20 protein-coding genes are annotated in these 20,600 nt (G+C 73.5%); 13 read left to right on the top strand and 7 right to left on the bottom strand.

The annotated features are described in order from the left end of the window. The first annotated feature begins 7 nt into the window (after positions 1-7). From IF89_RS0101185 to IF89_RS0101215, 7 genes are all read left to right on the top strand, one after another. Complete coding sequence (locus IF89_RS0101185; protein WP_030759661.1) at positions 8-250, top strand: helix-turn-helix domain-containing protein; 243 nt, start codon at positions 8-10, stop codon at positions 248-250. Between the two features lie 160 nt (positions 251-410). Further along, complete coding sequence (locus IF89_RS0101190; RefSeq protein ID WP_030759664.1) at positions 411-818, top strand: hypothetical protein; 408 nt, start codon at positions 411-413, stop codon at positions 816-818. Then, positions 815-1,606 carry a hypothetical protein gene (locus tag IF89_RS0101195; RefSeq protein ID WP_030759667.1) on the top strand — a complete coding sequence of 264 codons (792 nt, stop codon included), beginning with the start codon at positions 815-817 and terminating at the stop codon, positions 1,604-1,606. Before IF89_RS0101190 ends, IF89_RS0101195 begins: the two co-directional genes overlap by 4 nt. A 71-nt stretch (positions 1,607-1,677) precedes the next feature. Beyond that, a complete protein-coding gene (locus tag IF89_RS0101200) occupies positions 1,678-2,097 on the top strand; it encodes a roadblock/LC7 domain-containing protein (RefSeq protein WP_030759670.1) in 420 nt (139 codons plus the stop codon). Between the two features lie 104 nt (positions 2,098-2,201). Further along, complete coding sequence (locus IF89_RS0101205; protein WP_030654066.1) at positions 2,202-2,576, top strand: hypothetical protein; 375 nt, start codon at positions 2,202-2,204, stop codon at positions 2,574-2,576. A 191-nt stretch (positions 2,577-2,767) separates the two neighbouring features. Then, a complete protein-coding gene (locus tag IF89_RS0101210) occupies positions 2,768-6,343 on the top strand; it encodes a bifunctional glycosyltransferase/CDP-glycerol:glycerophosphate glycerophosphotransferase (RefSeq protein ID WP_030759673.1) in 3,576 nt (1,191 codons plus the stop codon). Positions 6,344-6,469: 126 nt separating this feature from the next. Further along, positions 6,470-6,952, top strand: coding sequence for a VOC family protein (locus IF89_RS0101215; protein WP_030759675.1), 483 nt, complete (start codon positions 6,470-6,472; stop codon positions 6,950-6,952). 44 nt (positions 6,953-6,996) lie between these two features. On the opposite strand, the gene IF89_RS0101220 is transcribed toward IF89_RS0101215, so the two are convergent. Further along, positions 6,997-7,734: an SIR2 family NAD-dependent protein deacylase gene (locus IF89_RS0101220; RefSeq protein ID WP_030759678.1), complete on the bottom strand. Its 738-nt coding sequence runs from the start codon at positions 7,732-7,734 to the stop codon at positions 6,997-6,999. Positions 7,735-7,898: 164 nt separating this feature from the next. On the opposite strand from IF89_RS0101220, the gene IF89_RS0101225 reads away from it, so the two are divergent. From IF89_RS0101225 to IF89_RS0101235, 3 genes are all read left to right on the top strand, one after another. Then, entirely contained in the window at positions 7,899-8,336 is a 438-nt protein-coding gene (locus IF89_RS0101225; RefSeq protein WP_234327616.1) for a hypothetical protein, read from the top strand. A 104-nt stretch (positions 8,337-8,440) separates the two neighbouring features. Beyond that, positions 8,441-9,406: an ATP-grasp domain-containing protein gene (locus IF89_RS0101230; protein WP_051806680.1), complete on the top strand. Its 966-nt coding sequence runs from the start codon at positions 8,441-8,443 to the stop codon at positions 9,404-9,406. After that, positions 9,403-10,257 (top strand): GNAT family N-acetyltransferase, encoded by an 855-nt coding sequence (locus IF89_RS0101235; protein WP_030759687.1) that lies wholly within the window; start codon positions 9,403-9,405, stop codon positions 10,255-10,257. Before IF89_RS0101230 ends, IF89_RS0101235 begins: the two co-directional genes overlap by 4 nt. Before the next feature lie 66 nt (positions 10,258-10,323). Here IF89_RS0101235 and IF89_RS0101240 read toward each other — a convergent pair whose 3' ends face one another. From IF89_RS0101240 to IF89_RS0101250, 3 genes are all read right to left on the bottom strand, one after another. Beyond that, complete coding sequence (locus tag IF89_RS0101240; protein ID WP_030759689.1) at positions 10,324-10,767, bottom strand: subtilase-type protease inhibitor; 444 nt, start codon at positions 10,765-10,767, stop codon at positions 10,324-10,326. A 224-nt stretch (positions 10,768-10,991) separates the two neighbouring features. Then, on the bottom strand, positions 10,992-11,453 hold the full coding sequence (locus IF89_RS0101245; RefSeq protein ID WP_030759692.1) for a Crp/Fnr family transcriptional regulator: 462 nt from the start codon (positions 11,451-11,453) through the stop codon (positions 10,992-10,994). A gap of 110 nt (positions 11,454-11,563) precedes the next feature. Next, complete coding sequence (locus IF89_RS0101250; protein WP_030759695.1) at positions 11,564-11,866, bottom strand: hypothetical protein; 303 nt, start codon at positions 11,864-11,866, stop codon at positions 11,564-11,566. Between the two features lie 253 nt (positions 11,867-12,119). On the opposite strand from IF89_RS0101250, the gene IF89_RS0101255 reads away from it, so the two are divergent. Continuing rightward, a complete protein-coding gene (locus tag IF89_RS0101255) occupies positions 12,120-14,063 on the top strand; it encodes a cellulase family glycosylhydrolase (RefSeq protein ID WP_051806682.1) in 1,944 nt (647 codons plus the stop codon). Here IF89_RS0101255 and IF89_RS0101260 read toward each other — a convergent pair. Further along, on the bottom strand, positions 13,987-15,522 hold the full coding sequence (locus IF89_RS0101260; protein WP_199820449.1) for an MFS transporter: 1,536 nt from the start codon (positions 15,520-15,522) through the stop codon (positions 13,987-13,989). The two genes, IF89_RS0101255 and IF89_RS0101260, sit on opposite strands and share 77 nt — an antisense overlap. Positions 15,523-15,599: 77 nt before the next feature. On the opposite strand from IF89_RS0101260, the gene IF89_RS0101265 reads away from it, so the two are divergent. Both IF89_RS0101265 and IF89_RS0101270 read left to right on the top strand, forming a co-directional pair. After that, positions 15,600-16,211, top strand: coding sequence for a helix-turn-helix domain-containing protein (locus tag IF89_RS0101265; RefSeq protein ID WP_030759704.1), 612 nt, complete (start codon positions 15,600-15,602; stop codon positions 16,209-16,211). A gap of 123 nt (positions 16,212-16,334) precedes the next feature. Further along, positions 16,335-19,067: a DNRLRE domain-containing protein gene (locus tag IF89_RS0101270; RefSeq protein ID WP_051806683.1), complete on the top strand. Its 2,733-nt coding sequence runs from the start codon at positions 16,335-16,337 to the stop codon at positions 19,065-19,067. Positions 19,068-19,213: 146 nt separating this feature from the next. Here IF89_RS0101270 and IF89_RS49570 read toward each other — a convergent pair whose 3' ends face one another. After that, positions 19,214-20,074: a GNAT family N-acetyltransferase gene (locus IF89_RS49570; protein WP_420706850.1), complete on the bottom strand. Its 861-nt coding sequence runs from the start codon at positions 20,072-20,074 to the stop codon at positions 19,214-19,216. A gap of 65 nt (positions 20,075-20,139) precedes the next feature. Then, on the bottom strand, positions 20,140-20,595 hold the full coding sequence (locus tag IF89_RS0101280) for a hypothetical protein (protein WP_030759713.1): 456 nt from the start codon (positions 20,593-20,595) through the stop codon (positions 20,140-20,142). Positions 20,596-20,600 lie beyond the last annotated feature (5 nt).

Here is a 20,600-nt window from a genome sequence, read left to right on the forward strand (position 1 = left end):
ACCATTCATGGGAACCGACCGCATCCACAAGGACAGCACACCCACCCTGATCGGTTCCGTGCAGCGCGCGCTGCGGCTCGTGGAAGCGATGTACGCGGAGGGCGGGGCGACCGCCAAACGGCTCGCACGGGTCACCGGCATCCCGTTGCCGACCGTCTACCACCTGCTCCGCACCCTCAGCCACGAGGGCTACGTCGAGCGTGTGGGCGGGTCCTTCCGTCTGGCGGACGATCTTCCCCTGGCTTCGTGATCAGAATCCGACGCGTTCCGGCCAAGCTCTTACACGTTGAATGGCACGTTCCAGCGGAAAATGCCAGAACGCCTTTTCGCCCTGCGGAACTTGAGTAAGTTCCCTCCTGTCGCGCCGCACTACCGTGCACACCGCACGTCCGGCCGGGAGGGGAGCCCGCGTGCCCGGGATCGACGAATGCCTGCTCGAAGCCATGGCCCTGCCTGGTGCGCGGGGGGCCGCGCTGGTCGACTGGAGCAGCGGGCTGGCTCTCGGCACCATCGGGGAATCGCCCGTCGGGGACCACGAGACCACCGCGGCGGAGACCGCCGAGCTGGCACGCGCGGCCGCGGAGTACGAATCCTTCGCCCGCGCGGAGGAGGGTTCCGCCGACGCGGCGGTCCCCGCCGGCCCGCCCGTGGAAGACCTGATCGTCACGACCCGGAGCGGGTTCCACGTCCTGCGGTTCGTCGAGACCAGCTTCGACAGCAGCGTCTTCCTGCACGTCTGGCTCGACCGTGCCGACGGCAACCTCGCCCTCGCCCGGCTCAAACTCAGAGCCCTGGCCGAAGGGCTGGTGCTCAGATGACCACCCCCACCACGGCCCCGAACGCCTTCGCCGCCGTCTCGCCCCTCCTCACCCGGCTCGCCGCCGAGCGCGCCACCGGCGCCCTGCTCCGCGACCGCGGCACCCTCTTCCTGGAGGACGGGCGAATAGTCCACGCGGAGAGTCCCGCCACCCCCGGTCTCGACGTCCTCCTCACCACCGGCGGCGGCCTCGCCCCCGAACGGTGGCGCGAGGCGGTGGACCGGGCCGGGGCGCGCAGACAGGTCGCCCGCTTCCTCGTGGACAGCGGCGGTCTCGCCGGCGGAGAGCTCGAGATATGCCACCTCGCCGCCATCTTCGACGCCGCCTTCTTCGCACTCTCCCCGGGCAGCGGCCCCTCCCGGTTCCGCCGCGGGGCCACCCACTGGATCGGCTCCGTCCGCTCCGTTGCGGCCGCCGCCGTCGAACGCGAGACCCGGCGACGCCGTGAGCTGCTTGACGCGGTCTGGCCGTACCCGCTGCTCGACACCGCCCCGGTGGTGCCCCGGTCCGCCGCGCCGGGGCAGACCGTCACCGCCCGGCAGCGGTCCCTGCTGGACCGGGCGGACGGAACGCGCACCCCGGCGGACCTGGCCTGGGTACTGGGCCGGCCCGCCTTCCACACCCTGCTCGACGTACGCCGCCTCGCGGCTGCCGGCCTCGTCGAGACGCCGCACAGCCCGGCCCCACCGCCGGTCGAGGTGCCCCTGCCCGACTGGATGACCCAGGCCCAATCCCCGGACGTGGCGCTGCTCCGCCGGTTACGCGACGCACTGGAGGCAAGCCTGTGAGGCTCCCGCTGCGACCGGCCCTGCGCGCCGACCGCTCCGAGCGTAGGCAGCCCGAAAGGAGAAAAGCCGACATGAGTACGCTGCCCCCCGAGGCGGAGGCCGAGATACTCGCCGAGCTCCGCAGGCTGCGGGCCCGCGTACCCCAGCTCACCGGCGCGCTCGCCGCGAGCGCCGACGGGTTCGTCCTGGCCCAGGACAGTGCCGCCGCCGAGGCCGAGGCCGTCGCCGCCCTGACCGCCGCCGCCCTCGGTGTGGCCCAACGGCTCAGCGACAGCACCGGCCAGGGCGCGTTCCGCGAACTGCTCGTACGCGGAGCCGACGGGTACGTGGCCACCTACGCGGCGGGCGTGGCGGCCGTCCTCACCCTGACCGCCGAGCCGCGCGTCAACGTCGGACGCCTCCATCTGGAAGCGAGGCGGTCCAGCCTGCGCATCGCCGAACTGATCGAGCACACCCTCGCCCGCCGGGGTTCCGGCACGGCGCCCGCCTGATCCGCCCCGGGCCGACCGCACGAGGCCCGTCGCCTTCAGGACAACTACAGCCAGTCACAACAGAGCACAATCCGCTACAGCAACATCGGAAAGAGGTACTTCTCATGGTCAACGTGGAGACCGCACTCAAGGAAGCCACCACCCTCATCGAGGGCGCGATCGGCGCGGCTCTGGTGGACTACGGCAGCGGCATGGCCCTGGGCACCATCGGCGGCGGCAAGGACCTCGACCTGGCCGTCGCGGCGGCCGGCAACACGGACGTGGTGCGGGCCAAGGTCCGCACGATGGAGCTCCTCGGCCTCAAGGACGAGATCGAGGACATCCTGATCACCCTCGGTAGCCAGTACCACCTGATCCGGCTGATGAAGGGCCGGGGCTCCGTGGGCTTCTTCCTCTACCTGGCCCTCGACAAGAAGAGGGCCAACCTCGCCATGGCGCGCCATCAGCTGAAGAAGATCGAAGCGGAACTGGAGATCTGAACGGGGCGCCGGACCGGGACGGAACGCGTCCCACCGCAGCGTCGAAGTGGCGGACGGCTGCATTCTTTGCCGTCCGCCCCGACGATCAGCACTCTATGCCCCGTATGGGTGGAGTTTATGGTTCTGTTACAGAGTAAGATGCTGTGAGCTGATCATCGAAATAGCAAAAAACGCTGGAGAAACCGCCACCCATGCCCCCGCGCCTGAGCATCGTCGTCCCCGTCTACAACGTCGAGCTCTACCTCGACGAGTGCCTGGAATCCATCGCCGCTCAGACATTCGGCGACTTCGAGGCCATCCTCGTGGACGACGGCTCCACGGACAGCAGCGCCGTCATAGCCAAGGCCTTCGCCGCGCGTGACAAGCGCTTCCGGGTCGTCATGCAGGAGAACGCCGGCCTCGGCGCCGCCCGCAACGCCGGCGCCCGCCACATCCACCCGGACAGCGAGTACCTGGCCTTCGTCGACAGCGACGACACGATGCCGGACTACGCCTACCAGCGACTGATCGACGCCCTCGACGAGACGGGCTCCGACTTCGCCGGCGGCAACGTCAAGCGCTTCCGCTCGGTCGGCATGAACCAGTCGTGGGGCCACCGGGCCGCCTTCGCCAAGACGCAGCTGAAGACCCACATCTCCAAGTTCCCCGCGCTGGTCACCGACCGGACCGCCTGGAACAAGGTCTACCGGCGCACCTTCTGGGACGAGCACGGCTTCCAGTACCCGGAGGGCATCCTCTACGAGGACGCCCCGGTCAGCATCCCCGCGCACTACTTCGCCTCCAGCGTCGACATCCTCAGCGACTGCGTCTACCACTGGCGCGTCCGCGAGACCGGCGAGCGCTCCATCACCCAGCGCTCCACCGACCCGGTCTCCCTCATCGACCGCGTAACGTCCGTCCGCCTGGTCCGCGAGTCCCTCAAGGCCAAGCAGGGCGCCAAGTACGTCCGCTACCTGCGCGACTACGACTACAACGTGCTCAGCGAAGAGCTCCCGCTCATCTACAAGTACGTGGCCGAGGGCGGCCCCGACTTCCGCGCCGCGTTCGTCAAGGAGGTCGGCGGCCTCGTCCGCGAGATCGGCACCGGCCCCTGGCCCGACCTGACCGTCGCGGACCGCCTCAAGGCCTACCTCGCTGGCGAAGGCCGCGTCGAGGACTTCATCGCGCTCCTGAACCACCAGCGCGACTACCACTACAGCGTCCCGGTCAAGGGCCTCGCCCGCCCGCAGGCCGACTACCCCTTCCTGCAGGGCCGCCCGCCGGTCCCCGCCAAGATCCTCACCCTGGGCACGCGCGAGCGCCGCGTCGTCAGCCGCCTGGAGCAGGCGGCCTGGTCCGACGGCAAGCTGCTGCTGCGCGGCTACGCCCTGCCCGGCCACCTCGGCGCCGAGAGCCGCCTCGGCTCCCGCAAGATGCTGATCTTCCGCGAGGGAGGCAAGCGTCGCCGCTCCGTCGTCAGCACCCGTACCGTCGCCTCGCCGATGGCCACCGTGAAGGCCCCGCACCTCGCACTGCGGCACGCCGACTGGGCCGGCTTCACCGCCGTCGTCGACCCCGCGATCTTCCAGTCGGGCGGCAAGTGGAACGACGGCATATGGACGACGTCCATCGCCGTCACCGGCGCCGGCGGCCTGCACCGCGCCCGCCTGCGCGGCGGTGAGCACGACACCGGCCAGAACCCGCCGCCCTTCTGGGTCGCCCCCGACGTCCGGATCGTGCCGGCCGTCTCCGGTGCGCTCACCATCCAGGTCGAGGTCACCCGTGCCCGCGGCCTGGACGCCCGGCCCGTCGGCGACGACGCCGTGGAGATCACCGGCGAGCTCTCCGCAGGCGTCGACGCCACCCGCCTGAAGGCCGTGCACGTCTCCACCGGCACCACCGCCGAATTCCCGCTGGAGAAGGGCTCCGCCACCGCGGGCCGCATCCCCTTCACCGCCCGGGTCAATCTGGCCGACCTGGCCGCCGTACCGGACTCCCCGTGCGAGCCCGGCGAGTGGATCCCCGAGCCGTGGAGCCTCTCCGTGGTCGGCGCCGACGGCACCGAGCACCGCCTGGCCCACGACGAGCGCGCCGGCTTCGACGGCCTCGTCCTGCCCCTGCCCGGCGAGACCGCGGGCCGCTCCCTGTTCGTCAAGCGCGGCAACACCGGTCACCTCACCCTGTCCGTGCAGCCCTCCCCGCCGCTCGTCGACCGGGTGGAGGCCGCGGACGGCACCCTGACCCTCCGGGGCCGCTTCGTCGCGCCGACCGACGAGCCCTACGAACTCGTCCTGCACAACGCGCACGGCATGGAGTTCAGCTACCCCGTCACCCGCGACGGCGACGCCTTCACGAGCACCTTCCAGCCCGTGCTCCCCGAGCCGTTCGCCGGCCGCACCACGCTCCCCGAGGGCCGCTGGTGGCCCACGCTGCGCCCGGCAGCCCATGGCGGCACCACCGCCGGCCTGCTCGGCGTGGACCGCGGCGCCCCGGTCCAGATGGCGCCCGGACTGCTCTTCGCCGGCCCGCACCCGCTCACCGCGCAGGGCCGCCGGATGCGGATCGAGACCCGCTTCCACGACCGCATGGTGCTCGTCGCCGACCCGCTGCTCAGCCCGCACGACCGCTCCCGCTACGCCCAGCGCGTCGCCCGCTTCGAGACCTACCCGGCCCAGCGCGCCCTGCCGGTCAAGGACATCGTCGTCTACGACACCTTCCAGGGCCACGGCGCCGGTGACGCGCCGCGCGCCGTCCACGAGGAACTGCTGCGCCGCGGGGAGAAGCTGGAGCACATCTGGCTGGTCCGCGACGGCCGCACCGAGGTCCCCGCGACCGCCCGCGCCGTGCAGTACGACAGCGTGGAGTGGTGGGAGGTCCTCGCCCGCGCCCGCTACTTCGTCACCAACGACAGCGTGCCGACCCTGTTCCAGCGCCGCCCCGGCCAGGTCGTCGTCCAGACCTGGCACGGCACGCCGATCAAGCAGATCGGCCACGACTTCGTGCACGACTACTACACGAGCCCGGAGATCCTGGAGGGCCTCGCGCACGACAGCGCGCAGTGGACCCTGCTCGCCTCCCCGAGCTCCTACGCGACGCCGCTGCTCAAGCGTGCCCTGGGCTACGAGGGCGAGGTCATCGAGTCCGGGAGCCCCCGCACCGACGCGCTGGTGCGGCCCGACGCGCAGCGGATCGCCGAGGTCCGGCGCCGGCTCGGCCTGCCGGAGGGCAAGAAGGTCGTCCTCTACATGCCGACCTGGCGTGAGAACTGCGAGGGCTGGAGCGGCGGTTACAAGCTCGACCTGCGGATCGACCTGGAGCAGGCACGCCGGGAACTGGGCGAGGACCACGTCCTGCTGATCCGCGGCCACCACCACGTCACCGAGCAGGTCCGCGAGGGCGTCCGCGACGGATTCGTCGTCGACGTGTCCCGCTGGCCCGACGCCGCCGACCTGCTGCTCGTCGCCGACGTCCTGATCTCGGACTACTCCTCCGCGATCTTCGACTTCGCGCTCACCGACCGGCCGATCCTGCTCTTCACGTACGACCTGGAGCACTACCGGGCCACCCTGCGCGGCTTCAACTTCGACCTGGTGGAGAAGGCGCCCGGTCCGATGCTGACCGACTCGGAGAGCCTGATCGCGGCCGTGCGCAACGCGGACGCGGTGGGCGCCGAGTACGCCGGGGCGCGGGCGGCGTTCCGCGAGGAGTTCTGCGACCTCGACCGGGGCGACGCCGCCGCGCGCGTCGTGGACCGGATGCTCGCGCTGGGCGCGGAGCCCGCGAAGTAGGCCGTTCGGCCGCATTCCCGGCCGTATGAGGACCGGCCCCGGGCACACCGATGAATTTCGGGCCCGGGGCCGGTCTTCATGTGCGGAGGCGGTGTCCACCGCCCACGCACCGGCCTGGAGGCAGAGATGAGCGGCAACGGATTCACCACGTGCCTGTGGTTCGACGGCGACGCGGAAGCGGCGGCCGACTACTACCTGTCCGTCTTCAAGGACGGCAGGATCGGCCGGATCGGCCGCTACACCGACACCGGCCCCGGCGAGACGGGCTCGGTGATGGTCGTCGAGTTCGAGATCAACGGGCAGAAGTTCGTCGGGCTCAACGGCGGCCCGCAGTTCCCCTTCACCGAGGCGATCTCCTTCCAGATCCACTGCGCCGACGAGGCCGAGGCCGACTACTACTACGACGCGCTGACCCGCGACGGCGGCCGACCGTCCGACTGCGGCTGGGTCAAGGACAGGTTCGGCGTGTCCTGGCAGGTCATCCCGCCCGGCGCGATCGACCTCATCAGCGACCCGGACCCGGGACGGGCTTCCCGGGCCACCGCCGCGATGATGCGGATGCAGAAGCTGGACGTGGCAGAAATGCGCCGAGCGGCCGACGCGGGCTAGGGGCCGTGGGCGCCGTGCGGGCCTTCGCAACACCCCCTGGAGCCTCAGGTCCCGCCCTCCGCGGCGATCCTGTGGAGGAGGGGCGGGAGGGCCGTGCCGATCGGCTCGCGGACGACCTCGTCGGCGAGGGAGTCGTACGGGGTCTCCTCCGCGTTCACGATGATCAGGCGGGCACCGGCCTCCGCGGCCATGCCCGCCAGCGAGGCGGCCGGCTGCACCTGCAGCGTCGAGCCCACGGCCACGAACACCTGGCACCCCTTGGCCACGGCCATCGCGTGGCCCAGGACCACCGGGTCGAGGCGCTGGCCGAACATCACCGTCGCCGGCTTGAGGATCCCGCCGCACGCCGTGCAGGCGGGATCGGGGTCCCCGGCGGCGACCCGGGCCAGCGCCTCGTCCATCCCGGACCGGGCGTGACAGGCCGTGCACACCACCGACCGGGCCGTGCCGTGCAGCTCGAACACCTTCCGCGCCGGCATTCCGGCGAGCTGGTGCAACCCGTCCACGTTCTGGGTGATGACCCGCACCGGGGTGCCGCCGCGCTCCAGCTCCGCCACGGCGACGTGCGCGGCGTTCGGCCGGGCCCCGAGCGCGCCGATCTCGGCCCGCATCTGCCAGGAACGCCGCCGGATCTCCGGATCCGCCATGTAGTACTCGTAGGTCACGAGCTTCTCGGCGTCCGGCTCACGACGCCAGAGACCCTGCGGCCCCCGGTAGTCCGGAATCCCGGAGTCGGTGGACATTCCGGCCCCGCTGAACACTGCGACGAGTGGCTTCCCCATGGCTCCGACCCTATGTACGGCCGCCGCCCGCCCGCGACCCCATTACCGCGCGCCGACCGCACGGGGGAGGCAGGGCCGTTTCTGCGGTGAATCCCGACCCCCCACAGGAGTGAGATCCGGGCCGGGCGTTCCCCGTGGACCGGGCCGGCGGGTACAGACCGGACATGATGCTGAAGCCCTACAGTCTCGGTGCCCTGCTGCTGACCTCGCTGGCGCTGCCGCTCGTGCCGCCCGTCCCCGCCGTCGCGGCACCCGCGGCCGTCGCACCCGCGGCCGCCCCCGCCGGGCACACGGCGGACCAGATCAGCCGCTTCCTCGTCCGCTTCTACGGCAAGCACGGACCGTCCGCCCACGCCCGCCGGCACCACGTCTCGCAGGTGCTCCTGGAGAGACAGACGAATACGCTGTCCGACGTCCTGCTCTGCGCGCAGGACCGACCGCAGGACATCGGCATCGGCCCGGTCACGGTCGCCCAGGCGGCCGGGGTCGGCTGGGCGACCGTGACCACCCACTGGGCGGCGGACCGGACCGACACCTTCACCGTGTACGTACGGCTCGACACCAGACCGCTCCGGGTCGAGGACGTGATCTGCGCGGGCTGACCGGCCGTCGGTCCCGTCGCGCCCCCAGGAGGTGCCTTGCCGATCACGCCGGGTCCGCAGCCCCGTTCCGGCCCGGTCGACGAGGCGCCCTCTAGGGTGGGCCCATGCCCGCGACGACCGCAAACGCCTGCCCGATCACCGTCCTGTACTGCTGCGACCCGCTCGACCAGCGCCGCGCCGACGCCCACTTCGCGGCGGAGGCGCGGCAGGTGCGCGCGGCCGGCGGCAGGGTCCTGCTCCTGGACCACGACGCGCTGCTCGCCGGGGACGCCGAGCGGGCCCTGGCCCAGGTGCCCGAGGGCGCGGGTGCGCTCTGGTACCGGGGCTGGATGGTTCCCGCGGACCGTTACGACGCGCTGGACGCCGCCCTGCGGCGGCGCGGCGGCCGGCTCGCCGTCACCGGGCAGGAGTACCGCAGGGCACACGAACTCCCCGGCTGGTACGAGACCTTCGCCGGGCTCACCCCCGCCAGTGTCTGGCTGCCCACGGATCCGGGGCGGATGCCGGATGCGCGGCGGCTCGCGACCCTGGCCGCCGCCCTGCCGCCCGGCGCCGCCGTCGTGAAGGACTACGTCAAGTCCCGCAAACACGAGTGGGACGAGGCCTGTTACCTGCCCGACCTCGGTGACACGGAGGCCCTGCAGCGGGTGGTCGGCCGGTTCGTCGCACTCCAGGAGAAGTTCCTGACGGGCGGTGTGGTCCTGAGGGCCTTCGAGGAGTTCGTCGCACCCCTGACGCCCGCGGGCACTCCGGGCGCGGGCGAGGTGCGGGTGTGGTGGCGCGACGCCATGCCCCGGCTGATCACCGCCCACCCCGACAGTCCGGTCGCCGAGGTCGTGACCCCGCCCGCCCTCGGAGCGGTCCGTGCGGCCGTCGCAGCGCTCGGGTGCCCCTTCGTGACCACCGACCTCGCCCTGCGCGAGGACGGCGTCTGGCGCGTCGTCGAGGTCGGTGACGGCCAGGTCAGCGACCTCGGCGCAGGTGCCGATCCCGACGCCCTCGTCCGAATGCTGACGGCCGGTCCGGCACCCCTGCCCGCGCCGCCGGCATCTGGTACAACACCGGCATGACGGGATTTCGGATCACCGGGGCGAGCGCCGCCGACATGGAGATGCTGCGCGGCTGGGCCGACGAGGAAGGCTGGAACCCGGGGGACTCGGACCGGTTCGCCTTCGCCGTGGCCGACCCCGGCGGCTTCCTCGTCGGCCGGCTGGACGGGGAGCCGGTGGGTTGCATCTCCGCCGTCCGCTACGGAGCCGGTTTCGGCTTCATCGGCTTCTACATCGTCCGCCCCGCCTTCCGGGGCCGCGGCTACGGCATGCGGCTCTGGCGCGCAGGAATGGAACGCCTCGACGGGCGGCTCGTCGGGCTGGACGGGGTCGTCGAGCAGCAGGACAACTACCGCACGTCCGGTTTCCGCTCCGCCTGGAACAACATCCGCGTCGAAGGCGTGCCGCTGGGCGGCACCGGCCCGGACGAGGGCGGCGGTGTCGAGATCGTGGACGCCGCCACGCTTGCCTTCGAACTGCTCGCCGCCTACGACAGGCGGTTCTTCCCCGCGCCGCGGGACGCCTTCCTGTCCGCCTGGACCTCTCTGCCGGGGCGGACCGCCCTGGCCGCCGTCCGCGACGGACGCATCGAGGGCCTCGGTCTGATCCGGCCGTGCAGCGCCGCCCATCGGATCGGCCCCCTGTACGCGGCGACGCCCGCGGTGGCGGCTGCTCTGCTGCGGAGCCTCTCGGGGCACGCGCCCGGCGGGCTGGTCTCCGTGGACGTGCCTGACGCCAACGGGCAGGCGACGGCGCTGTGCAAGGGTCTGGGCCTCGTCCCGACCTTCGAGACGGCCCGGATGTACACCGGCCCGGTCCCCGACTTCCCGGCGGCCGAGTTGTTCGGCGTGACCAGCCTGGAACTGGGCTGAAGTGCCGGGGCGCGAGGGCCGGGCGGCGGTCGCACGGCGCCGCCCGGCCGGTCGCGGTCGCGCGGATCAGAAGGTGAAGAGGGCGCTGGTGGTGTTCCGCAGGCCGCACGGGTTGGCGAAGGTGTACGAGTAGCTGAGTCGACGGCCCTGCCAGACCCCGTCGGCCGTGACCGTCATCGGGTTCCACTCCCGGGTGCACACGGCGTCGGCGGCGGGCGCCGCCAGCGGGTCGAGCTGCGCGTCGGCCGCACGTAACTCACGGCATGCGGTGGCCGGGTTCGGGTGCGTCCCGCCGGGCTTGGGGGCGCAGACGAGCGTCACCGCCCGCAGCACCGTGCCGGTCTCGGTGTCCGGGCCGGCCGTCACGCTGAGCACCAGCGCGGACGGCGCGTACAGACTCCGGGCACCGGCCGGCGCGGCGCCGGCCGTGCCGGGCCACGCCAGCGCGGTGAGCGCGGTGAGCGCCATGGCGGCGGAACCGAGTCCGAGACCCCTTGCGATGGACCGCATTGCGAACACTCCCTTGGGTTGGTGTTTCGGATAGCGGACAGAGTCTTGCGGACACGCACCACGAACGCCCGTTCGCACCCCCATTTCTCGTCACTGATCGTGCGCGGATGAGTGCAGTCCGCAGCCGCGCCAGGGGTGTGACCTGTGCGGGAGGAGACGCCCGAATCGGCCGAACACCGATGGGAAACCTCCCCGAAACACGCGAAGGGGCCCCGCTGCCGGCCCTACCCGGCCGCGCCCAGGCGGGGGGCGTAGAGGTCCAGCAGACGGGTGCGCGTCTGCTGGAGCCGCATGGCGAGCACCCGGCCCACCCAGTGCCCGACCGCCGATCCGAAGGCCGGGTCGGCGTCCATCAGCATCCGCACGGCCGCCGCGTCGAACTCGTACGCGCGCACCGGCGTCATCGCCTGCGCGCCGAGCTGCCACACGTACGGCGGGAACAGCCAGGACCAGCCGACCAGCTCGCCGGGGCCGAGGTTCTCCACCTGCGCGGGCCGGCGGCCCGCCACCGGGACCTCCAAGGTCACCGTGCCGGAGCGCACGATCCAGAAGGACTCCGCACGGCGCCCCTCGTCGAAGATCCGCGCGTTCTCCGGGAAATTGACCTCATGGGCCTGCGCCATCAGCCGTCCACGGTGCTCCGTGGACAGCACGGCGGCGATTCGGATGGGGGAAGGTGTGCTCACGACGGCCTCCGATCGACCCCCCGCGACGCTCCTGCTGATCCCAGTGTCGCCGACGCCGACCGATCCGGATCGGCCCGCGGCGCCCCTTTCTTCCCCGCCGCCACGGCCGCCTACTCTTCGGCGTTCGCCTCCAGGCAGGCGAGTTCCATGGCGTCCAGGACCGCCTCGTGGCTGCGTCCGCTCAGTTCGGCGACGTTCTCGATCTGGGCGGTGGCCCAGGCCGCCAGGGTCATCACCAGCACCCGGAGGCCGTCGGTGCCGTGCTCGGCCAGGACCGCGTCGGCCACGACCATCGCCTCCTCCGGTACCTGCTCGGGGGGTTCCAGGCCTGCCAGGCCGCGCAGCATGACGAGGGTGCGGCGGGAGATCTCCGGCGTCAACCCCGCCAGCCGCAAGTCCTCTTCCTCGTTCATCCGCCCCGCCCTCCGCCGCCGGCCCCCGTTCACAGGCACCGTAGAGGGGCGCGGCCCGGCGCGGGGCGCTTTCCGCAGGGTGCCCCTGCCGGAGCGCGGAAGGCGGCCGGATCGCGGCGGGTCCGGCCGGGCGCGACCGGGGCGGAGGGCCGCCGAAAGCGTGCGCGCGTTCGACTTCCGCCGGCGACGACCCGCCGGTAGCTTGACCCGCGGCAACCGCCCGGCGACAGGGCGGCCGGATCCCGGCGGGAGCATGATGAGAAGCCTGTTACGCGCCGCCCTGTGCGCCCTCCTGCTGACGGCCGGCGCCGCCGCGCCCGCCCAGGCCGCACCGGCAGCTCGGACGGCGGAAGCGGCCCCGGCGGCCCGGATGCCCGCTGCCGCCGCCGAGGCCTGGACCCCACCGCTCTCCACACGCGGCCGGTACATCGTCGACGCGAACGGCAACCGTTTCCGCCTGCGCTCCGGCAACTGGGACGGGGCCCAGGGCTCCTGGAACGGCACCGGCGACCGCAACGACCCCGGCAGTCACCACAGCGGCCAGAACGCCCACGGCATCCCGCTCGGTCTGGACCGGGTCCCCATCCCCGCCCTGCTCGCCGATTTCCGCGCCCTCGGCCTCAACAGCATCCGGCTGCCTTTCTCCAACGAGATGCTGCGTACCGCCACCCCGGTCCCCGACGCGGCCGTCGCCGCCAACCCGTCGCTGCGCGGCCGCACCCCCCTCCAGGTCTACGACGCCGTGGTCGCGGCCCTCACCGACGCCGGTTTCGCCGTCATCCTCAACAACCACACCGTCACCACCCGCTGGTGCTGCGGCCTCGACGGCAACGAGCGCTGGAACAGCGGCCGTTCGACGGCCCAGTGGGCCGACGACTGGGTCTTCCTCACCCGCCGCTACCGCGACAACCCGCGCGTGGTCGGCGCCGACCTCTACAATGAGGTCCGCCGTGACCTCTGGGACGACCCCAACTGGGGCCTCGGCGACCACCACGACTGGCACGCGGCCGCCCAGGAGGCGGCCGACCGCATCCTCACCGAGGCCGACCCGGACCTGCTCATCGTGGTCGAGGGCATCAACTGGTTCGGACTGCCCGTCGACGGCCTCCCGCACGGCCGGCCCACCCTGACCCCCGTACGGACCCTCTCGCACACCCTGGCCGTGTCCAACAAGCTCGTCTACTCGGCCCACTTCTACGGGTACACCGGCCCGCGGCACAGCGGAGCCACCGGCATCGGCGAGACGCACGACGCCCGGTACCAGGACATGACCGCGGCGGAACTGGAACAGACCCTCTACGACCAGGCCTTCTTCGTCTCCGCCGAAACCGGGGCACACTTCTCCGCCCCCGTCTGGATCAGCGAGTTCGGCATCGGTGCCGACGAGGCCGGCGCGGCTCCGCGCACCTGGTTCGACCGCCTCACCGGACGGCTGACCAGCAGCGACGCCGACTTCGCCTACTGGCCCCTCGTGGGCTGGAGCACCACCGCGCAGGGCACCCCCGGCGGCGACAGCTGGGCACTGCTCCGCTACGACGCGGCCGGCCACCGCTCCGGCGTCCTGGACCCCGGGGACTGGCGCACCGCACGCTGGTCCGGGCTGCTCGCCGCCCCCGGCCGCACCGGCACCGTCCCCGCCACCACCGCCTGGCACCAGCTGACGACCGACCACCGCGACCACAACGCCTCGCTGCTCACCCGCGCGGCCGGCGACTGGGACAGCGGGGCCCGCAAGGCCGTCTGTCCCGACGGCGCCCGCCTCACCGGCCTCGCCCACACCGGCGGCCGCAGCCTGTGCACCAGCTCCGGCCTGCGCGCCGCGACCGGCGCGCACACGGTGGTCCGCGACGAGCGCCACGTCCCCGCCGGCGGTGACTGGGCCACCGGGTACACCAAGTTCCAGTGTCCGGCCGGCCAGTTCCTGATCGGCCACAGCGTCCGCGGCGAGCGGGTCTCGGCCGCCCTGTGCGCCCCGGCCCGTACGGCCCTCCCGGCGGGCGGCCGGACCCTGTGGTTCGACCGCGGTGACAACCGCCCGGCCGGCGGCCCCGGCGGCGACTTCGCCGCCGGGCACCGCAAGGGCCAGTGCGGGCCCGCGGAGTACGCGGCGGGCATCGCCTTCACGACGCGGGTCGCTTCTCGTCCGTCCCCGGCCGCCCTCCTCTGCCGGCCGCTGCCCGGTCCCGAGGCGGGGTAGGTCCCGTCCCGCGCGCCGCGCCGGATCCGGCGCGGCCCCGCACGGCCACGGCGAGCGCGAGCACGACCAGCGCCGCCGCCACTGCGAAAGCGGTCCGGGTGCCGGCGGCCACCGCCGCGGGGGACGCCGCCGCCACGTCGCCGGCGGCCGCTGCGCGTGCGAACACCGCCCCCATGACGGACGCGCCCGTCACCAGCCCGAGGTTGCGGGCCAGCCCCAGGGCGCCGGAGACGACTCCGCGCCGGTCCGGGGGCACGTCCGCCATCACGGCGGTGTTGTTCGCCGTCTGGAACACCGCGTACCCGGCGGTCAGTACGGCGAGCGGGGCGACGTAGCCGACGGGGCCCGCCGCCGACGGCACCACCGACAGGGCGAGGGCGCCGCCCGCCATCGCCGCGAGCCCGAAGACCGTCGTGCGGCCCGCGCCGAAGCGGTCGGCGAGCCGTCCGGCGGGCACCCCGGTCACGGCGGCCACCAGCGGACCGACCGACAACACGAGCCCCGTGAGGGCCGGGTCGAGCCCGTACGCGCGGGAGAGCTGGAAGGGGCCGACCACCAGGGTCGTCATCATCACCGTGGAGACGAGCGCGCTCGTGGCGAGGCCCGCCCGCAGCCCGGGGGCGCGCAGCAGCGCCCGGGGGACCAGCGGCGACGCCGCGCGCGCCTGAGACCGTACGAAGAGACCGGCGCCGAGGGCGGCGGCCGCGAGCAGCGCAGCGTGGAAGGGGCCGAAACCGCCGCGGCCGAAGGTCATCGCGAGGGCGTAGGCGGCCAACGCCAGGGACAGCAGCAGTGTGCCGGCTCCGTCGAACCGGCCCCGGCGGGCCCCGGCGGCCTCCCCGTCCGCGGGCAGGTGCCGGCGGACGAGCACCAGCGCGGCGACGCCCAGCGGGACGGGCGCCACGAAGACCGCCCGCCAGCCGAACGCGGCGATCAGGCCGCCGCCCAACGACGGTCCGAGGGCCGTTCCGACGGCGGACATGGTCCCGAGCAGCCCCATGGCACGGCCTGTCCGGTCCTTCGGCACCGCCTCACCGACGAACGCCATGGTGAGGGCCATCATCAAGGCCGCCCCGACGCCCTGCACCGCCCGGGCGCCGACGAGCAGCCACAGCGTCGGCGCGGCCGCGCACAGGGCCGAGGCGACGGTGAACAGGCAGAGGCCGGCCAGGAGCAGCCTGCGCCGCCCGAAGAGGTCACCGAGGCGGCCCGCCCCGACCACCAGCGCCGTGACGGTGAGGAGATGGGCGAGGACGACCCACTGGACCGACCCGAAGGAGGCCGAGAAGGCGTCCGCCAGGGTCGGCAGGGCGGCGGGCGCGATGCCGGTCCCCAGTGCGGACAGCAGCATGGACAGGGACAGGCCGGCGAGGGCCGGGCGGCCGCCGGCCGGCCGGACGTCGTCCGGGGCCGGGCGGACCGTGGTCGCGCCGGGGCCCGGGGCTTCGGGAGTGGTCATGGGGGGAGGGTCCGGCCGACTCCGACCCGGTGGCAAACATTGTTGCCGATTCCGGGACGGCGCAGTGGAATGGCGGCATGGACACACCCCCTTCCCACCAGGCGGTCCTCGACCAGGTGGCTCCGCGGCTGCGCCGCCTGCGCGCCGACAGCGGCCTCACCCTCGCCGCGCTGTCGGAGGCGACCGGTATCTCCCGGAGCACCCTGTCCCGGCTGGAGTCCGGACAGCGCCGCCCCAGCCTGGAACTGCTGCTGCCGCTCGCCGCGGCCTACCGCGTGCCCCTGGACGACCTGGTCGGGGCACCCGAGGTCGGCGACCCCCGGGTGCGGCTGAAACCGCGCACCCTGCCCAACGGCGGCACGGCCGTACCGCTGACCCGCGGCCCCGGCCCGCTCCAGGCCTTCAAAATGCTGATCCCGGACCGGGGCGCCGAGCCGGACCCGCGCACGCACGAGGGCTACGAGTGGCTGTACGTGCTGGACGGCCGGCTGCGTCTCGTCCTCGCCGAGCACGACCTGGTGCTCGGGCCGGGGGAGGCGGCCGAGTTCGACACCCGGCTGCCCCACTGGTTCACCAGCGCCGACGGGCGCCCGGTGGAGATCCTCTCCCTTTTCGGCCGCCAGGGCGAGCGCATCCACGTCCGGGCCAGGCCCCGTGCCGTTCGGCATCCAATGCGTCAAGAGGGGTGAACCGACCGCCGATTCGCTCTAGGGTGCGCCGTAAGCATGGTCGTGGACGTATGTACGGCGGTTTCCGGCCATGACCCGCCGACCGTGCCCCACGGTCGCACCGCACACCGAACTGGGGGGTTCATGCGCAGATCCCGCGGGCTGGCGGTCTCACTCGCCCTGGCCCTGACCGGAACCGGAGCAGGGCTGGGCGTCGCCCTCGCTCCGCAGGCGGCGGCACTCACCCCGCCCGTCGCGTTCACCGCCGACGCACTGTCCACCTGGCAGCCCAACGGCGTCGTATGGGCCCTCGCCGAGGCCGGCGGACAGGTCTTCGCCGGCGGTACCTTCTCCACCGTGCGCCCGCCGGCGGGCGGCGCCGGCAGTGAGCAGCAGGCCGTGAACTTCGTGGCGCTGGACGCCGCCACGGGCGCGCCGACCTCCTGCAAACTGTCCTTCACGATCGCGTCCGGCACCGCCACGGTCCGGGCGCTCGCCCTCTCACCCGACAAGAAGACCTTGTACGCCGGCGGGTACTTCGGCGCGGTCAACGGCACTGCGGTCTCCAGCCTCGCCGCCGTCGACGTGGCGAGCTGCACGGTGAAGACCGGCTTCCGGCCGGCCTTCGCAGCCACCGTCCGCGCTCTCGCCGTCACCGCCGACACGGTCTACGCGGGCGGCGACTTCCTCACCGTTGCGGGCCAGCCGCGCCAGCGGTTCGCCGCCGTCGGCGCCGCCGACGGGGCGCTGAAGCCCTTCACCGCCGACGCCGACGAACCCGGACGCGCCGTCGAGGTCACCCCCGACGGACGGAACGTGGTCCTCGGCGGGGACTTCTTCACCGTGAACGGGACCGACACCCACGCCCTGGCGGTCGTCGACGCGGTCAGCGGAGCGCTCACCAAGCCCTACCCCGGCTTCATCGAGACCAACTCCGTCGTCAAGGACATCGCCACCGACGCGACCGGCTTCTACACCGCCAACGAGGGCACCGGCGGCGGCGTCTTCGACGGCCGGATCGCACTCGACCTCCCCGGCTTCGGCCAGCGCTGGCGCGACACCTGCCTGGGCGCCACACAGGCCGTACTGCCGTACCAGAACGTCCTCTACAGCGCCTCCCACGCACACGACTGCGCCGCCATGGGGGAGTTCCCCGACGGCCGGCGCTACCACCTGCTCGCCCAGCCCACCACCGGCACCGGCAAGCTCGGCTGGGCCCCCGACACCAACGACGGCATCGGCGAGGGGATCGGGCCGCGCGTGATGGCGGTCGGCTCCAAGGGCGGGGTGCAGTACCTGTGGGTCGGCGGCGAGTTCACCACCGTCAACGGCGCGGCGCAGCAGAGCCTGACGCGCTTCGCCTCCACCGGGGACACCGGGGCGCCCACCGTACCCGTGGCGAGCGCCGTCAGCTTCAAGCCCGGCGAGGTCCACGTGCGCTGGCGCACCAGCCTCGACCTCGACGACAGCGCGTTGACCTATCGCATCTACCGCAACGGCGCGGCCGTTCCGATCGCCACGGTCGCGGCGGACTCGCTGTTCTTCAAGCGCCCCCAGGCCTCCTGGACCGACACCACCGTCACGGCGGGCCAGTCGTACACCTACCGGGTGACGGCCACCGACGCGGCCGGCAACACCAGCGCCCTGTCCGCCACGGCGAGCGTGACCGTGCCGACCCGGCCGGAGAGCTACCCGAACCAGGTCCGTGCCGACGGAGCCCAGCTGTACTGGCGCTACGACGACGCGATCCTGCCCTACGTCGCGGACTCCTCGGCCGGCGGGAACCAGAACGGCGTCCACATGAACGCCCCCGCCCTGCGGCAGACTCCGGGCGCGGTATCCGGTGGGGGCACGGCCATCGGCTTCAACGGCACCGACGCCCGGATCTACGCCGACAAGCGGCAGACCGTGGGCAGCGCCTACACCATCGAGACCTGGTTCAAGACGAACACCACCCGCGGCGGCAAGCTCTTCGGCTTCGGAAGCAACCAGGACCGCGGCAGCTACCAGTACGACAAGCACCTCTACATGACCAATGACGGCCGGGTGGTCTTCGGCGCCTATCCCGGCGTCACCCGCACCATCGCCACCGCCGGCGCGTACAACGACAACCAGTGGCACCACGTCGTCGCGACCCAGGGCCCCGGCGGCATGACCCTCTACGTGGACGGCGTCCCACGGGGCACCCTGGCCGTCACCTCGCACGAGAACTACTCCGGCTACTGGCACGCCGGCGGCGACGCCCTCGGCGGCTGGCCCGACCGACCCACGAGCGACATGTGGGCGGGACAGCTCGACGAGAGCGCCGTCTACCCCACCGTGCTGAGCGCGGCGCAGGTGCAGAACCACTACGCCCTCGCCACCGCCCCGGCCGACTCGGTCGTCCGGGTCACCGCCGCGGAGGACACCTACGCCAACGCGGGCGCCCCCGGCACCAACTACGGCAGCTCGTCCTCGCTGGCGGTGCGCGGAAGCTCGTACTACGCGAGCTACCTGCGCTTCGACCTGCCGGCCGCGCCGGCGGGCACGGTGCTGAAGTCGGCCACGCTCGGCGTGAGAACGAGCACGATGAGCGGTGCCGGTACCACGGACACCGTCTCGGTCGTCCCCGTCACCGGCTCGTGGAGCGAGGGCGGGACGACGTACAACAACCGCCCCGCCCTCGGCGGTCCGGCCCTCGGCTCCTACCCGCCGATTCCCGACGGCTCGGCCGTGCACACCGCCGCGCTGGCCGCGGGACCCGTCGCGGCGTCGCTCGGCAGCAGCCTCGGCCTGGCGCTGACCAGTCCCGCCACGGACGCCCTGTGGCTGTGGTCCTCCGAGGCCCAGGCCGCCGAGGGCACGCCGCAGCTGACGCTCACCTTCGGCGCGCCGTGACCCGAGGCCGGCCGACGGGACGCCGGAGGGCGCGGACCGGTGTGGTCCGCGCCCTCGCGCCCGGGCCGGAGCCGCCGGCACCGGCTGAGGCCGGGGCGGCGAACGGCGCCGTGCCCCGCCGCTACAGGGAAGGCACCCGCCGACCGTTACGCCTGCGCGCCGGCCCCGCCGCCGGGGGACTGCCAGCGGACCTCGCCGTCCCGGAGACGTCCCGTCGGCCGCAGCCCGCAGGCCCGCGCCACCGCCGCCGACGCGGCATGGTCCGGACGGACGTGCGCGACCAGGCGGCTGACAGACACCCCCTCCAGCCAGGCCGCGAGGGCGCGGGCGGCCTCGGACGCGAAACCGTCGCCCTGCCAGGGGACGCCGACGACCCACGCCAGCTCGGCGAGGCCGCGGGCCGGGGTGATCGTGGCCTGGACGGTCCCCACCAGCCTCCCCGGCCCGCGCAGGCGCAGAACCCAGTTGGCCCACACCACTTCCGGGTCGGGCGAGCCGTCCGCGAGCCGCTCGTAACGGGCGCGCAGCGCGCCGCGCGACAGCGGCGCGCCGCCGGTGAAGGCGTACAGGGCGGGGTCGGCGAGGACGACGCCCATCTCGTCGGCATGCTCCGGCCGCAGCGGAAGCAGGTCCAGACGGGCGGTGGCGAGGGCGGGCGGCCGCAGCGGGGTCCGGCGCACCTTCGCGGCCGCCCCGGGCCGGGGCAGGCCGTCCCCGGCCACACAGATGCCCAGCACCCGGTCGTGGCCGGTCCAGCCGTTGACCCGACCGCGGTTGTTGCTGATCTGCACCCGTCGGCGCGGCGCGTCCACGGCGGACACGAGGTGCAGGTACACCGTGCCCGCCACGCGGGCCAGGACGATGTCGCCGACCTCCACCAGGGCGGGAGCGGCCGGCGCGACCCGCACCCGCTGCCCGCCGGCGATCAGCGGTGCCATCGAGTTGCCGGCCGGTCGGAACTCCACGGTCTCACCGCGGCCGAGACGGTCCGCCTGCGTGTCCAGCATGCCCATCGCTCCAGTCTCGCCGCCCGCTGCGCGGCCACCGGATTGTGCCGGCAGGCGGCGGTCGGTCAGTGCGGCGGCTCCACCTCCAGGAACCGCCGCCGGCGCGGGCCCCGGTACAGCAGGCACACCCAGCCCAGCTCCTCCAGCACGGCCGCACAGGCCTTCAGACGCTCCTGCTCCTCCGCCGCCGCGCCACCGCTCGGCGGGCCCACCCAGGCCACCTCCACCCGTCCCGCCCCCGAGCCGGAGGCGGTCACGCGGTAGCCCGTGCGTGAACGGCTGCCGTCCGCATCCAGCGCCGACGGCGGGATCCCGGCCGCCTCCAGGACGAGGGCCACCGCCCGGGAGGGCTGCCGCAGCTCCCACGGCGCGGGAACCGCGGCGCCCGCCGGGCCGTTGACCAGTCGGCGGATCTGCAGCAGCCCCTCGTACGCGGTGCGCAGCTCGGCGTCACGCCCCGGGGACGTGTCGCCGGCACCGTCACCGGTCGCCGGTTCGAAGGCCTGCCCCGGGTCCGTCATCGCCC

Source organism: Streptomyces sp. NRRL F-2664, from assembly GCF_000719345.1.
Lineage (GTDB): Bacteria > Actinomycetota > Actinomycetes > Streptomycetales > Streptomycetaceae > Streptomyces.